General features: G+C 70.6%; 13 protein-coding genes. 5 read left to right on the top strand and 8 right to left on the bottom strand.

Annotated features, from left to right (window positions below; all coding sequences use genetic code 11):
- Positions 1 to 20: 20 nt before the first annotated feature.
- Positions 21 to 2537: an ABC transporter ATP-binding protein/permease gene (locus OHS70_RS29165; RefSeq protein ID WP_328402217.1), complete on the bottom strand. Its 2517-nt coding sequence runs from the start codon at positions 2535 to 2537 to the stop codon at positions 21 to 23.
- Positions 2538 to 2810: 273 nt separating this feature from the next.
- Between OHS70_RS29165 and OHS70_RS29160 the strand changes: the two genes are divergently transcribed.
- Both OHS70_RS29160 and serB read left to right on the top strand, forming a co-directional pair.
- Positions 2811 to 4331, top strand: coding sequence for a streptophobe family protein (locus OHS70_RS29160; protein ID WP_328402215.1), 1521 nt, complete (start codon positions 2811 to 2813; stop codon positions 4329 to 4331).
- 160 nt (positions 4332 to 4491) lie between these two features.
- A complete protein-coding gene (gene serB, locus OHS70_RS29155) occupies positions 4492 to 5718 on the top strand; it encodes a phosphoserine phosphatase SerB (RefSeq protein WP_328402213.1) in 1227 nt (408 codons plus the stop codon).
- Between the two features lie 106 nt (positions 5719 to 5824).
- On the opposite strand, the gene OHS70_RS29150 is transcribed toward serB, so the two are convergent.
- From OHS70_RS29150 to OHS70_RS29135, 4 genes are all read right to left on the bottom strand, one after another.
- On the bottom strand, positions 5825 to 6376 hold the full coding sequence (locus OHS70_RS29150; protein WP_328402211.1) for a SixA phosphatase family protein: 552 nt from the start codon (positions 6374 to 6376) through the stop codon (positions 5825 to 5827).
- A gap of 90 nt (positions 6377 to 6466) precedes the next feature.
- The gene (locus tag OHS70_RS29145; RefSeq protein ID WP_328402209.1) at positions 6467 to 6670 is read right to left on the bottom strand and encodes a hypothetical protein; all 204 of its coding nucleotides are present in this window, start codon (positions 6668 to 6670) and stop codon (positions 6467 to 6469) included.
- 158 nt (positions 6671 to 6828) lie between these two features.
- On the bottom strand, positions 6829 to 6945 hold the full coding sequence (locus OHS70_RS29140; RefSeq protein ID WP_328402207.1) for an SGM_5486 family transporter-associated protein: 117 nt from the start codon (positions 6943 to 6945) through the stop codon (positions 6829 to 6831).
- A 17-nt stretch (positions 6946 to 6962) separates the two neighbouring features.
- Complete coding sequence (locus OHS70_RS29135) at positions 6963 to 8270, bottom strand: CynX/NimT family MFS transporter (protein WP_328402205.1); 1308 nt, start codon at positions 8268 to 8270, stop codon at positions 6963 to 6965.
- A 96-nt stretch (positions 8271 to 8366) separates the two neighbouring features.
- Here OHS70_RS29135 and OHS70_RS29130 point away from each other — a divergent pair, with 96 nt between their 5' ends.
- Complete coding sequence (locus tag OHS70_RS29130) at positions 8367 to 9053, top strand: FadR/GntR family transcriptional regulator (protein ID WP_328402203.1); 687 nt, start codon at positions 8367 to 8369, stop codon at positions 9051 to 9053.
- Here OHS70_RS29130 and OHS70_RS29125 read toward each other — a convergent pair.
- The 3 genes from OHS70_RS29125 to fabG all read right to left on the bottom strand — a co-directional run bounded on the left by OHS70_RS29125 (position 9016) and on the right by fabG (position 11048).
- Positions 9016 to 9378, bottom strand: a complete 363-nt coding sequence (locus tag OHS70_RS29125) for a hypothetical protein (RefSeq protein ID WP_328402201.1) — start codon at positions 9376 to 9378, stop codon at positions 9016 to 9018. The two genes, OHS70_RS29130 and OHS70_RS29125, sit on opposite strands and share 38 nt — an antisense overlap.
- A gap of 177 nt (positions 9379 to 9555) precedes the next feature.
- Positions 9556 to 10323 (bottom strand): enoyl-ACP reductase FabI, encoded by a 768-nt coding sequence (fabI, locus tag OHS70_RS29120; RefSeq protein ID WP_328402199.1) that lies wholly within the window; start codon positions 10321 to 10323, stop codon positions 9556 to 9558.
- Positions 10324 to 10328: 5 nt separating this feature from the next.
- Complete coding sequence (fabG, locus tag OHS70_RS29115; protein WP_328402198.1) at positions 10329 to 11048, bottom strand: 3-oxoacyl-[acyl-carrier-protein] reductase; 720 nt, start codon at positions 11046 to 11048, stop codon at positions 10329 to 10331.
- 224 nt (positions 11049 to 11272) lie between these two features.
- Here fabG and OHS70_RS29110 point away from each other — a divergent pair, with 224 nt between their 5' ends.
- Together OHS70_RS29110 and OHS70_RS29105 are read left to right on the top strand one after the other, a co-directional pair.
- Complete coding sequence (locus OHS70_RS29110) at positions 11273 to 12796, top strand: TldD/PmbA family protein (protein WP_328402196.1); 1524 nt, start codon at positions 11273 to 11275, stop codon at positions 12794 to 12796.
- Positions 12796 to 14193, top strand: coding sequence for a metallopeptidase TldD-related protein (locus OHS70_RS29105; protein ID WP_328402194.1), 1398 nt, complete (start codon positions 12796 to 12798; stop codon positions 14191 to 14193). Before OHS70_RS29110 ends, OHS70_RS29105 begins: the two co-directional genes overlap by 1 nt.
- Positions 14194 to 14252: the final 59 nt, after the last annotated feature.

Genomic DNA, 14252 nt, shown 5'->3' with positions numbered 1-14252 from the left:
GGCGTCGTCTCAGGACCGCGTCACTTGCGCATGACCTCGGGCTCGTGGCGGCGCAGCAGGCGCACGACCACGAAGCCGCAGATGACCCCGAGGCCGAACAGCACGCCCATGTCGACGGCCCACTGGCCGGCGGTGTGCTCCCACAGCTGGTCGACGTTGGCCCGGTCCCACGGCATGGCCACGTTGAGCTCGGCCGTGGTGCCCAGCGCCGCCACCGCCCAGCGCGACGGCATCAGCCAGGCGACCTGCTCGATACCGGGGCTGTCGTACACCTGGAAGAGCACGCCGGTGAAGACGACCTGGACGATCGCGAACATCACCAGCAGCGGCATGGTCTTCTCGGCGGTCTTCACCAGCGCGGAGATGATCAGACCGAACATCATGCAGGTGAAGCCGAGAGTGCTGATGACCATGGTCATCTCGATCACCGGCGTGTCCGCGAAGATGACGCCCTCGCGGGGCAGCCTGTCCCGGGCACCGAATCCGATGGCGCAGATGATCGCACCCTGGAGTGCGGTGATCACGCCGAGGACGATGACCTTCGACATCAGATACGCGGAGCGCGACAGGCCGGTGGCGCGTTCCCGCTCGTAGATGACGCGTTCCTTGATCAGCTCTCGTACCGAGTTCGCGGCGCCGGAGAAGCACGCGCCGACCGCCAGGATGAGCAGGATCGTGCCGACGTCCTTGTTCGTGAACCGCACCCGCGCCGGACCGAGGCCGAGGCCGGAGTCGGCGGGGATCACCGTGCTGACGATGCCGAGCACCGCGGGCAGGATGAACATCAGGCCGATGAAGCCCTTGTCGGACGCGATGACCGAGGAGTAGCGGCGGATCAGCGTCCACAGCTGGGAGCCCCAGCTCTGCGGCTTCGGGGGGCGCATCTGCTGCGGCGGGGGCATGTGCACCGACTGCGCGGCGACGGCGTCGATGTCCGCGGCGTACATCTGGTAGTGCTGTGAGCCCTTCCAGCGGCCCGCCCAGTCGTAGTCGCGGTAGTTCTCGAACGCCGAGAAGACATCGGCCCAGGTGCTGTAGCCGAAGAAGTTGAGCGCCTCCTCCGGCGGGCCGAAGTACGCCACCGAGCCGCCGGGCGCCATGACGAGGAGCTTGTCGCACAGCGCCAGCTCGGCCACCGAGTGGGTGACCACGAGGACGGTGCGCCCGTCGTCGGCGAGTCCGCGCAGCAGCTGCATGACGTCGCGGTCCATGCCCGGGTCGAGGCCGGAGGTCGGCTCGTCCAGGAAGATCAGCGACGGCTTGGTGAGCAGCTCCAGGGCGACGGAGACGCGCTTGCGCTGGCCACCGGAGAGGGAGGTGACCTTCTTCTCCTTGTGGATGTCCAGCTTCAGCTCGCGCAGGACCTCGCCGATACGGGCCGCACGCTCGGCCGCGGTGGTGTCCGCGGGGAAACGGAGCTTGGCCGCGTACGTGAGCGCCTTCCGGACCGTCAGCTCCTTGTGCAGGATGTCGTCCTGCGGGACCAGACCGATGCGCTGACGCAGCTCGGCGAACTGCTTGTAGAGGCTCCGGTTGTCGTACAGGACATCGCCCTGGTTGGCGGGCCGGTAGCCGGTGAGCGCCTTGAGCAGGGTGGACTTGCCGGAGCCCGAGGGGCCGATGACACCGATGAGCGACTTCTCCGGCACGCCGAAGGAGACGTCCCGGAGGATCTGCTTGCCGCCGTCGACGGTCACGGTCAGATGGCGGGCGGAGAAGGAGACCTCGCCGGTGTCGACGAACTCCTCGAGCCGGTCGCCGACGAGTCTGAAGGTGGAGTGGCCGACACCGACGATGTCGTTCGGGCCGATGAGCACCGTGGACGACTTGGCTATCGGCTGGCCGTTGACGTAGGTGCCGTTGTGGGATCCGAGGTCGCGGATCTCGAACCGTCCGTCGGGCGTCGCCACGAACTCGGCGTGGTTGCGCGAGACCTGGAGGTCGGAGACGACCAGCTCGTTCTCGAGCGCACGGCCGATGCGCATCACCCGGCCGAGGGCGAGCTGGTGGAACGTGGTCGGGCTGCGGTCCCCGTAGACGGGCGGTGCCCCCGCGGCACCGCCCGCGCCCTGCCCCTGCTTGTGCGGGGAGTGCTGCTGCGGGACCTGCGCCCGCGGTGCATCGTGGGGCTGCTGCGGCGCCGGGGCCTGCGGCCAGCCCTGCGGGGCGGCGGCCTGGGCCTGCTGCGCGGGAGCGTGCTGAGGCGCGGCTCCCTGAGCGCTGAACGCGCCCGCTCCGGCGCCGGCCCCGGCGGAGAGATTCAGCCGGGGGCCGTCAGTGGCGTTGCCGAGATGCACGGCCGAGCCGGGGCCGATCTCCAGCTGGTGGATCCGCTGGCCCTGTACATACGTGCCGTTGGTGCTCCCCTGGTCCTCGATGACCCAACTGCGGCCACCCCAGCTGATGGTGGCATGGCGCCACGAGACCCTGGCGTCGTCGATCACCAGATCGCCCTGCGGATCGCGTCCGAGGGTGTACGACCTGGACGGATCGAGGGTCCAGGTCCTTCCGTTCAATTCCAGTACGAGTTCCGGCACTCCATGCCCCACTAGTTGTCCCCCGAGCTACCCCCATCGCAGGGAGTCTAGGGATGGTGAACATCGTGAGGAACTATTTCAGGCCCGGTCCCGTATCCGAAAGTCGGGCCTTGCCAAGACGCCCTGGGAGGTGGGCGTTGACGGCGGATAAACGCGCCCGGAGAGTGGTAAGCACCCATGAGTGCATACGGATCATGCGTGATGGGGGCAACTGGGTCGAACCCAGCAGGGATCGGGGGGGTCCTCATGGGCTCGGGTGGCAGGCACGAGGGCATGGCGTGGGGCGAGGTGGCGCTGGCCTCCGTCGCCGCGGTGAGCTGGTCCCTGGTCGGCATGGCGGCTGCGGCGGCGGCCGGACTCCATCTGCTGGGGGCGGACGCGGCAGGGGCGTTGGGGCCCATGACCGCGGCGGTGGTGGTGTCGGCGATCGGCGGATCGGTCACTCCGGCAGGCGATGTGTCCGCGTACGGGCTGGATGACGCAGAGATGGACACCGCCATCGACGTCATGCCGATGGGGGTCGGTCTGTTCGGGGCTCTGCTCCTTGCGTACTTCTTCCTGCGCTCGCTGCGGGGCGCGGGGGCGTACATCCCGGTGAGCGAACTCGCCGTGCGGGCGTCGGGAGTTGTGGCGCTGTTCGTCGCGATGACCGGTTTTCTGGCATGGGCAGGTCACGACGTCATCACAATCGACGGTGCGCGGTGGGGACTCGGCCGGGAGCTGCCCGACATCGGGGACACGGGGCTCGGCGGTGTCGGTGGCCTCCTGCCCGACCGGCTGGGGGACCTGGCACGGGCCCGTGCCGCGGTCGGCTTCGGCGTGGACACCGGACGGTCGCTCACGGGGGCGCTGGTGTGGGTGGTCGGTGTGCTGACGATCGCGTATCTCGCCTCGCCGCGTACGCCGTTGCCGCGCGGCGCCCGCTGGGAGGCGGTACGCAGCCGGGTGCGTCCGGCCGCGTCCGCCCTGGTGGCCGCGGCACTCGTCGCCGTCCTCGCCGGGTACGCGGCGGCTGTGTACGCGGCGGCCGGCGACGACCACCCGCGGCGCATCACGGGCGCGGCGCTGCTCGGCGCGCCCAACGGGGCGTGGCTCGGGCTTCCGCTCGGCCTGTTCGTCCCGTGGGAGGGCACCGCGACAGGTCCGCTGGCGCAGGCGCTGCCGGATCCGGTGGACGAACTGCTGAGGGGCCCCGGCGAGCGGCCGGTCACGGTGGGCGCCCTGGCCGAGCTGGACGGGCGCGTGTGGCTGCTGACGGCCGGCGCGGCGGCACTGATGCTGTACGCGGGGGTGCGCACGGCGGCCCGGACCCCCGCGGAGCCGGGCCGCCGAACGGGCGCGAGCGCTTTCGCCGTGCGGTGTGCGCTGCGGCTCGGGGCGGCGACGGCGCTCGCGTTCGCACTGCTGGTGCGGCTGACCGGCGTCTCGGCCGGCGCGTCGCTGTCGGTGCTGGGCATCAACGCCTTCGACTCGGGCCTCGAGCTGCACGGCGACCTGGGCATGGCATTGGCCCTGGGGGCGGCATGGGGCGCTGCGGCAGGGGCGGCGGGCGCACTGCTGGTGTACGGGACACGGGGTGGTCCGCGGCCGGTGCGGAGCGTCCAGGAGGGGCCGGGCCCGTACCGCCCGGCGGCGCCGTACCGCCCGCCGAACCCGGACACGAACCCGTATCTGCGGCTTCCGCAGGACCTCCAGGACGCAACGACGCTGCCACCACCGCCCTCCCCGGCCCCGCCTCCGCGACGCGACGGCCGCGGGAGCGATCCTCATCGGCCGGACGCCGGGTCCGGGTAGGGCGGCATCCACCGGGCCCGGGCGATCGGAGGTCCCTGAAGGATGACATCCGCCCTGGCGGTGACGCTGGGCCCCCGTCCGTGACGCTCGGCCTCGCAGGTGTCCGGCCTGCGGGACAGGGCGTCTCATCCGGGACGGCGCCCGATACGGTGGTATCACCATGAGCGCATCGCAGCCCCCTCACACCGCCGACGTCCCCACCCTCCTCGTCAAGATCTTCGGGAAGGACCGTCCCGGGATCACCGCCGGACTCTTCGACACCCTCGCCGCATGGTCCGTCGATGTGGTCGACATCGAGCAGGTCGTCTCCCGAGGCCGTCTCGTGCTGTGCGTGCTCGTCACCGCACCGGCCGGCGACAAAGCCGCCGAGGGCGAGCTGCGGGCCACCGTGCACAGCTGGGCCGAGTCCCTCAGGCTTCAGGCCGAGATCATCTCCGGCCACGGCGACAACCGGCCCCGCGGCAGCGGACGTTCCCATGTCACGGTGCTCGGGCATCCGCTCACCGCCGAGTCCACCGCTGCCATAGCGGCGAGGATCGCGGGCGTGGGCGGCAACATCGACCGTATCTTCCGGCTCGCGAAGTATCCTGTCACCGCCGTGGAGTTCGCGGTGTCCGGTGTGGAGACCGAGCCGCTGCGCACCGCGCTGGCCACCGAGGCCCATGAGATCGGTGTCGATGTGGCCGTCGTGTCCGCGGGTCTGCACCGCCGGGCGCAGCGCCTGGTCGTCATGGATGTGGATTCGACGCTCATCCAGGACGAGGTCATCGAACTCTTCGCCGCGCACGCCGGATGCGAGGACAAGGTCGCCGAGGTCACTGCCGCCGCGATGCGTGGCGATCTGGACTTCGAGCAGTCGCTGCATGCGCGCGTGGCGCTGCTGGAGGGGCTGGACGCCTCGGTCGTGGACAAGGTGCGCAGCGAGGTGCGGCTCACCCCGGGTGCCCGCACCCTGATCCGTACCCTCAAGCGGCTCGGCTACCAAGTGGGCGTGGTGTCGGGCGGGTTCACGCAGGTCACCGATGACCTCAAGGAGCGGCTCGGACTCGACTTCGCCTCGGCGAACACGCTGGAGATCAAGGACGGCAAGCTCACCGGCCGGGTCGTCGGCGAGGTCGTGGACCGCGCGGGCAAGGCACGGCTGATGCGCCGGTTCGCCGCCGAAGCCGGGGTTCCGCTCGCGCAGACGGTCGCGATCGGCGACGGAGCGAACGATCTGGACATGCTGAACGCGGCCGGTCTCGGGGTGGCCTTCAACGCCAAGCCCGTCGTCCGCCGCGCCGCTCACACCGCGGTCAATGTGCCGTTCCTGGACACGGTGCTGTATCTGCTGGGCATCACCCGCGAAGAGGTCGAGGCCGCCGACGGGGACGGCGAGGAGCACTGACGAGCCCGACCTGACGAGGCCCCGGCGCGCCGCGCCGGGGCCTCGGTACTCTCCGGTCCGGTTCCGCCGGGGGCGGTCCCCGGAAGGCCGGTCCGCGGGAATCGGGTCAGTCGTGCGGCGTCCAGTAGTCGAGCAGCCTGCCCACGCCGTGCTCGACCGACTTCCATGAGCCCTCGAACGACAGGACGGCGAACGCCGAGGTCGGGAAACCGTCCGTGGTCATCCGGGCCAGCGCGTCGCCCTCGGCCCGGCCCGCGAGCGCGTCGGCGAGGGCGTGCATGCCGGGGTTGTGGCCGATCACCAGGAGGTCGTTCACCTCGTCGGAGACCTCGTTGAGCAGCGCGATCAGGTCGCCGAGGGAAGCCTCGTACAGGCGCTCCTCGTACACCGTCCTCGGGCGGTGGGGCAGCTCATGCACCGCGAGCTTCCAGGTCTCGCGGGTTCTGCTCGCGGTCGAGCACAGAGCCAGGTCGAAGGCGATCGCGGTCTCGGCGAGCCGGCGTCCGGCCACCGGGGCGTCCTTGCGCCCACGCTCGGCGAGCGGACGCTCATGATCGGCCACCTGGGGCCAGTCCGCCTTCGCATGCCTGAGGAGAACGATCCTGCGGGACTCGGGAGGTCCGGGGGATGTCCCCCCGGAAGACACTGCGGCGCTCATGAACCCCAGCTTCGCATGAAATGAGCCAACAGGCGCAGGGGGTTGACGCGCTCCCCCGTCACAGGTGAATGCAGTGGGGCCCTCATCGGCTCACCCGGCGAGGGCCTGTTGGACACGCTGGATGAACGCGCCGACGGCCGGTTCACCGGTGGCGGCGTGGGCGTCGCCCGGGCCGGCTATCAGCATCAGGAGTGCGCAGAAGGCGAGCACGGGGAGCGCGAGCGCCCACCAGGGCAGCCGGACCCCGACGCCCGATGCCTTGGCGCGGGACGGCGTGTGCATGTGGGCCGACATGGCCGCCTCCGTAGGTCTGCGGTCGAATACCTCAAACGTACGGATCATGGGAGGCCCGGCCCATCCGGTGAGCCACCCACTTCACCCTGACCCTGCCCCCCTAGGGGATGGGGGTGCAGGCCCCAGGTGAGGGTGGTGCCGGCCCCACCCTCACGGTGTCACGGTGACACGACGGAGGCGATGATCCCGATGATCACGCCGATCAACAGCATCGCGCCGAGCACCGTGAGGAGCTTCTTCTGGCCGTTCGGGGGGTTCGGGTCGAGCACAGGCATGGGACCAGTCTCGCATCTCAGAATTCGTCCTCGACCGTCCGGTCCCGCCCTGCCAGGATCCCCACCGCGATCTGGGGCACTATCAGAACCGCCATCAGGCCGATCGGAAGCTCCCAGCCGCCGCTGTGCTGGTAGAGCACACCCACCAGCAGAGGGCCCGGGATGGCGATCAGATAGCCGGTGGACTGGGCGAACGCCGACAGCCGTGCGACTCCGGCGCCTGTGCGCGAACGCATGCCGATCATGGTGAGAGCGAGCGGGAACGCACAGTTCGAGACGCCCAGCAGCAGTGCCCAGGCCCAGGCGCCGGCCGCCGGGGCGAGCAGCAGGCCCAGGTAGCCGGTCAGCCCGGACAGGCCGAGGGCCACGACGATCGGGCCCTGGTTCCGCATGCGGGTGGCCAGCCGGGGGATGACGAAGGCGAGCGGTACGCCCATCACCATGGTCACGGCGAGCAGCACCCCGGCGGTGCCCGCCGAGACGCCCGCGTCGCGGAAGATCTGCGGCATCCAGCCCATCGTGATGTACGCGCCGGTCGCCTGGAGCCCGAAGAAACAGGCAAGCGCCCAGGCGGTCGGGCTGCGCCTGATGCGGGGTGCGGACGCGGATGCGGACGCGTCCTGGTTGTCCGCCGTGCTCCGGCCGGCGGCCCCCCGGCCCTGCTCCCGGCCCTGCTCCCGGTTCCGCACCAGGCCGATCCACGGCAGTACGGCCAGCGCCGCGAGCCCCGCCCACACCGCGAGCCCGACGCGCCAACTGCCACCCAGCGACTCTGTCATCGGCACGGTCGCGGCGGCCGCGACCGAGGTCCCGAGCGCCAGGGCCATGGAGTAGAGCCCGGTCATCGGGCCGAGCCGGTCGGGAAAGTACCGCTTGACGATCACCGGCATCAGCACGTTGCTCACGGCGATGCCCATCAGCGCGAGTGCGCTCGCGGCGAGGAAGGACGCGGTACCGCCGGTGAAGGGACGCACGGCGAGCCCGGTGGCGATCGCCGCCATACCTGCGCAGACGACCGCTGCGGGCCCGAAGCGGCGGGCGAGCCTCGGCGCCGCGATCCCGAAGACCGCGAAGCAGAGCGGCGGCACGGAGGTGAGCAGACCGGCCACGCTGCCGCTCATGTGCAGGCCCGCCCGCGCCTCCTCGAGCAGCGCGCCGAGGCTGGTGATGGCGGGGCGCAGATTGAGCGCGGCGAGGACGATGCCGGTGACGACGAGCCGAGTGATCCACACCGAGCGCCACGGAGCGGCAGAATCCACAGCAGGGGCCGTGGCGGCGGTGCCCCGGGGCCGGTTGTCGTCCAGGGTCTGGGTCTCGTCGGCCATGGAACCATCATAGAATCATGGGATGATTGGTTGTCCAATCCCGCGTACGGACGCTCCGGCTCCGACGCACGGACGGCCTTCACGACAAGGAGCACCATGGCGCTGTCCTCACCCCGGCGTTCCGCGCTCTCCGACCAGGTGATCGCGCAGCTGCGCAACCAGATCACCTCGGGCGAGTGGCCGGTGGGTTCACGGATCCCCACCGAACCCGAGCTCGTCGAGCAGCTCGGCGTCGCCCGCAACACCGTCCGTGAGGCGGTGCGCGCTCTCGCCCACAACGGGCTGCTGGACATCCGGCAGGGCTCGGGCACGTACGTCGTGGCCACCAGCGAGCTGGCCGGTGTCATGCACCGCCGGTTCGCCGACGCCGATCCGCGCCACATCGCCGAGCTGCGCTCCACGCTCGAGTCGTCCGCCGCGCGGCTGGCCGCGGAGCGCCGCACGGCACGGGACCTCAAACAGCTCGACACGCTGCTCGCCCGCCGCGAGGAGGCCTGGAAGTCGGGCGACGCCGAGCGGTTCGTCGCGGCCGACGCCACCTTCCATCTGGCCGTGGTCGCCGCCTCGCACAACGACGTACTGACCGAGCTGTACGCGGACCTCGGAGATCTCCTGCGCGACTGGCTGCGCGACGACGTCGGCGAGGAGCTGCGCCCGGAGAACCACATGGACCATGCGCGGATGGTGGAGGCGATCCGCTCCGGCGACGGTGACGCGGCGGCCTCGGAGGCAGCCGGCTATCCGTTCATGTGCCTACGCCGTCCGGCCGGGGCTGGTGGCTGATCCAGACCGCACCGATCTCCTTCCAGCACCGTTCGGTGAGCTCCGCGTAGCCGGCCGGCCTGACCTCCACCGGAGTGGTGTCCGCGTCGACGTCCCACCAGCGGGCGCATTCGACGTGCAGTCGGACGAAGTCGGTGTCGGGATAGGGATTGTGGCAGTAGGCGATGACACTCGAGCCGTCGACGACGGTGCGGCAGTTGGCCTGGTACGTGGGCGGCTGATCGCGTTGCGGGGCCTGGGGGCGCGGCTGGGAAACGGCCGGTGTCGCCCAGAGCAGGAGCGTCGCTGTGGCGAGGACGGAGGTTGAACGCCGGTTCGTACGCACAAGCAGGACCTCCTCGGCCGAACGGCGGCCGAGAGGCCGCGGCTGCACCACAAGGAAGAGTTGCTCCTCCAGCCTCGCTTCTCCCGGGGCGCGCCGCCCGCCCATTCGCCCGAACGGGCGACGCCCCGCCCCCGCGGTCACGGGGAACGGGGCGTTGCTTTCGTACGTATGTGCTGGTCAGGCGCCCATGATGTGCACGCCGCCGTCGACGTGGACGATCTCGCCGGTCGTCTTCGGGAAGAAGTCCGACAGCAGGGCGACGACACCGCGGCCGGCCGGCTCCGGGTCGGACATGTCCCACTGCAGCGGGGAGCGCTCGTCCCACACCCGCGCGAGCTCGGAGAAGCCCGGAATGGACTTGGCTGCCATCGAGCCGATCGGGCCGGCCGAGATCAGGTTGCAGCGGACGTTCTGCTTGCCGAGGTCACGGGCCAGGTAGCGGCTGGTGGCCTCCAGCGCGGCCTTCGCCGGACCCATCCAGTCGTACTGCGGCCAGGCGAACTGCGCGTCGAAGGTCAGACCGACCACCGAGCCGCCCTCCTGCATCAGCGGCAGGCAGGCCGTCGTCAGCGACTTCAGCGAGAACGCCGAGACGTGCATCGCCGTGGACACCGACTCGAACGGGGTGTTCAGGAAATTGCCGCCGAGCGCGTCCTGCGGGGCGAAGCCGATCGAGTGGACGACGCCGTCGAGCCCGCCGAGCTCCTCGCGCACCACGTCCTCGACGCGGGCCAGGTGCTCGTTGTTGGTGACGTCCAGCTCGATGACCTTGGCAGGCTTGGGGAGCTTCCTGGCGATGCGCTCGGTAAGGGTGGGCCGCGGGAAGGCGGTCAGGATGACCTCAGCGCCCTGCTCCTGGGCCACCTTGGCGGTGTGGAAGGCGATGGACGACTCCATCAGCACACCGGTGATCAGGACGCGCTTGCCCTCGAGGATTCCGCTCATGGTGATCAGTGACCCATGCCCAATCCGCCGTCAACGGGGATGACGGCTCCAGTGATGTACGAGGCGTCGTCGGAGGCGAGGAAGCGCACGGTGGCGGCGATCTCCTCCGGCTGCGCGTAACGGCCGAGCGGCACCTGGGAGACGATGCCCTCGCGCTGCTCGTCGGTGAGCGCCTTGGTCATGTCGGTGTCGACGAAGCCGGGTGCGACGACGTTGAAGGTGATGTTCCGCGATCCGAGCTCGCGGGCGAGGGAGCGGGCGAAACCGACCAGGCCGGCCTTGGAGGCCGCGTAGTTGGCCTGCCCCGCGGAGCCGAGCAGACCGACCACGGAGGAGATGAGCACGACGCGGCCCTTCTTGGCGCGCAGCATGCCGCGGTTGGCGCGCTTGACGACCCGGAAGGTGCCGGTCAGGTTGGTGTCGAGGACGGAGGTGAAATCGTCCTCGGACATACGCATCAGGAGCTGGTCCTTGGTGACGCCGGCGTTGGCCACCAGCACCTCCACGTTCCCGTGCTTCTCCTCGATCTCCTTGTATGCCTGCTCCACCTGCTCGGCGTCGGTGATGTCGCAGCGAACGGCGAGGACGCCCGCTTCGGTGAGCCCGGCCGGCGGCTCTCCGGAGCGGTAGGTGATCGCGACCTTGTCGCCGCCGGCGGCGAATGCGTGGGCGATGGCGAGGCCGATGCCCCGGTTTCCTCCGGTGACGAGAACCGAGCGGCTCAACGGATCACCCTTTCGTCAGTGGTCAGGTATGCCGAAAACCTATCGGTCCGGTCCGCCTCACGAGGAATCGGGCCCTGACAGCGCCTTTGACCAGACCCTGTGGGGTCCCTACAGAAAGCCGTCCCCGGAGGTGGCCGCAGCAAGTCGCGCAGGGAAGTCGCTGGGCAATGGGACCCCAGGGGCGACATGATCAGGGCGACCCGTCTCGACGACAGGAGACATCCGTGCCTCATTCCATCGACGAAGCGTTCACGGCACTGCCGTTGCGCGCGCTCGCCGACGCGGCGCTCGCCCGGGCGCGTGCGCTCGGCGCCGAGCATGCCGACTTCCGCCTCGAGCGTGTACGCAGCGCCGCCTGGCGGCTGCGCGACGCCAAGCCCTCCGGCTCCTCGGACACCACGGACCTCGGGTACGCGGTGCGTGTGGTGCACGGCGGTGCCTGGGGTTTCGCCTCCGGGGTCGATCTGACCATGGACGCGGCCGCCCGGGTCGCGAGCCAGGCGGTGGCGATGGCCAAGCTCTCCGCGCAGGTGATCGCGGCAGCGGGCTCGGACGAGAGGGTGGAGCTCGCGGACGAACCGGTGCACGCGGAGCGGACGTGGATCTCCTCGTACGAGATCGACCCGTTCACGGTCGCCGACGCGGAGAAGACGGCGCTGCTCGCGGACTGGAGCAACCGGCTGCTGAGTGCGGACGGGGTGGCGCATGTGGACGCCTCGCTGCTCACGGTCCACGAGAACAAGTTCTACGCGGACACGGCGGGTACCGTCACCACCCAGCAGCGGGTACGGCTGCATCCCCAGCTCACCGCGGTCGCCGTCGACGAGACGACAGGCGAGTTCGACTCGATGCGCACCATCGCACCGCCGGTGGGCCGGGGCTGGGAGTACCTGACCGGTACCGGCTGGGACTGGGACGCCGAGCTGGAGCAGATCCCGGCGCTGCTCGCGGAGAAGATGCGTGCGCCGAGCGTGCAGGCCGGACGCTACGACCTGGTGATCGACCCGTCGAACCTGTGGCTCACCATCCATGAGTCGATCGGTCACGCCACCGAGCTCGACCGGGCGCTGGGCTACGAGGCGGCGTACGCGGGCACCTCGTTCGCCACCTTCGACCAGCTCGGGAAGCTGGCGTACGGCTCGTCGGTGATGAACGTGAGCGGCGACCGCACCGCCGAGCACGGGCTCGCCACGATCGGGTACGACGACGAGGGCGTCGAGGCGCAGAGCTGGGACCTCGTGAAGGACGGCACGCTGGTCGGCTATCAGCTGGACCGGCGGATCGCGAAGCTGACGAGGCTCGGCCGCTCCAACGGCTGCGCCTTCGCGGACTCCCCCGCCCATGTGCCGGTGCAGCGGATGGCGAACGTGTCGCTGCAGCCGGATCCGGGCGGACTGTCGACCGAGGACCTGATCGGCGGGGTCGAGCGCGGGATCTACGTGGTCGGCGACCGGTCGTGGTCGATCGACATGCAGCGCTACAACTTCCAGTTCACCGGGCAGCGTTTCTTCCGGATCGAGAACGGCCGACTGGCCGGGCAGCTGCGGGATGTCGCGTACCAGGCGACCACGACGGACTTCTGGGGCTCGATGGAGAAGGTCGGCGGCCCGCAGACATACGTCCTGGGCGGAGCCTTCAACTGTGGCAAGGCCCAGCCGGGCCAGGTCGCCGCGGTCTCCCACGGCTGCCCCTCCGCCCTCTTCCGGGGCGTCAACATCTTGAACACCACGCAGGAGGCCGGACGTTGATGTCGACGAGCCGTATCACCCCGCCGCACGAGATCGTCGAACGGGCCCTGGAGCTGTCCACCGCCGACGGGTGCGTCGTCATCGCCGATGAGCACTCTTCCGCCAATCTGCGCTGGGCCGGCAATGCGCTGACCACCAACGGCGTCACCCGCGGACGGACGCTCACCGTGATCGCCACCGTCGACGGGGCCGAGGGCACGGCCTCCGGTGTCGTGTCACGCTCTGCGGTGACCGCCGGGGATCTCGAACCGCTGGTGCGCGCCGCGGAGACCGCCGCCCGCGCTGCCGGGCCCGCCGAGGACGCGCAGCCGCTGGTGGAGGGCGTTGCGGCGTCCCCCGACTTCACGGACGCGCCCGCCGAGACCTCGTCCTCCGTGTTCACGGACTTCGCGCCGGCGCTCGGCGAGTCCTTCGCGCGCGCCCGGCTCGGCGGGCGTGAGCTGTACGGCTTCGCCAACCACGAGCTGACCTCGACGTATCTCGGTACGTCGACGGGGCTGCGGCTGCGGCACGACCAGCCCAACGGCACCCTCGAGCTGAACGCCAAGTCCCCGGACCGCACCCGCTCGGCCTGGGCGGGCCGCTCGACGCGCGACTTCAAGGACGTCGACCCGGCGCTGCTGGACGAGGAGCTGGCACAGCGCCTCGGCTGGGCCGAGCGCCGCGTCGAGCTGCCAGCGGGCCGGTACGAGACGCTGCTGCCGCCGACCGCCGTGGCCGATCTGCTGATCTACCAGCTGTGGTCGTCGACGGCCCGGGACGCCGCCGAGGGCCGTACGGTCTTCTCCAAGCCCGGCGGCGGCACCCGCGTGGGCGAGACGCTGTCCTCGCTGCCGCTGACGCTTCGCAGCAATCCGCACGAGCCGGGCCTGGAGTCCGCCCCGTTCGTGATCGCCCACACCTCCGGCGACGACGCCTCGGTCTTCGACAACGGGCTGCCGGTGGCGGCGACCGACTGGGTGCGCGACGGAAAGCTCGAGCACCTGGTGACCACCCGGCACACCGCGGCCCTCACCGGGCTTCCGGTCGCGCCCGGCGCCGGGAATCTGGTGCTGGAGGGCGGTGGCGAGCGTTCCCTGGACGAGATGGTCGCCGCGACGTCCCGAGGGCTGCTGCTGACGTGTCTCTGGTACATCCGTGAGGTCGACCCGGCGACGTTGCTGCTGACCGGGCTGACCAGGGACGGCGTGTATCTGGTGGAGAACGGCGAGGTCGTCGGGGAGGTCAACAACTTCCGCTTCAACGAGTCACCGGTCGACCTGCTCTCCCGGGCCGCCGAGGCCGGGCGCAGCGAGAAGACGCTGCCGCGGGAATGGGGCGACTGGTTCACGCGGGCCGCGATGCCCGCGCTGCGCATCCCCGATTTCAATATGAGCTCGGTCAGCCAGGGCGTATAACCTCGGGGGAGTCTGCGCAACGGCAGACCTCTGGCAGATCACCGAAGGAGACGCGAGAC

It is taken from the genome of Streptomyces sp. NBC_00390, from assembly GCF_036057275.1.
Classification (GTDB): Bacteria; Actinomycetota; Actinomycetes; order Streptomycetales; family Streptomycetaceae; genus Streptomyces.
Note: the sequence above shows the minus strand (reverse complement) of the source record. Positions and strands in the feature narration are given on the sequence as shown.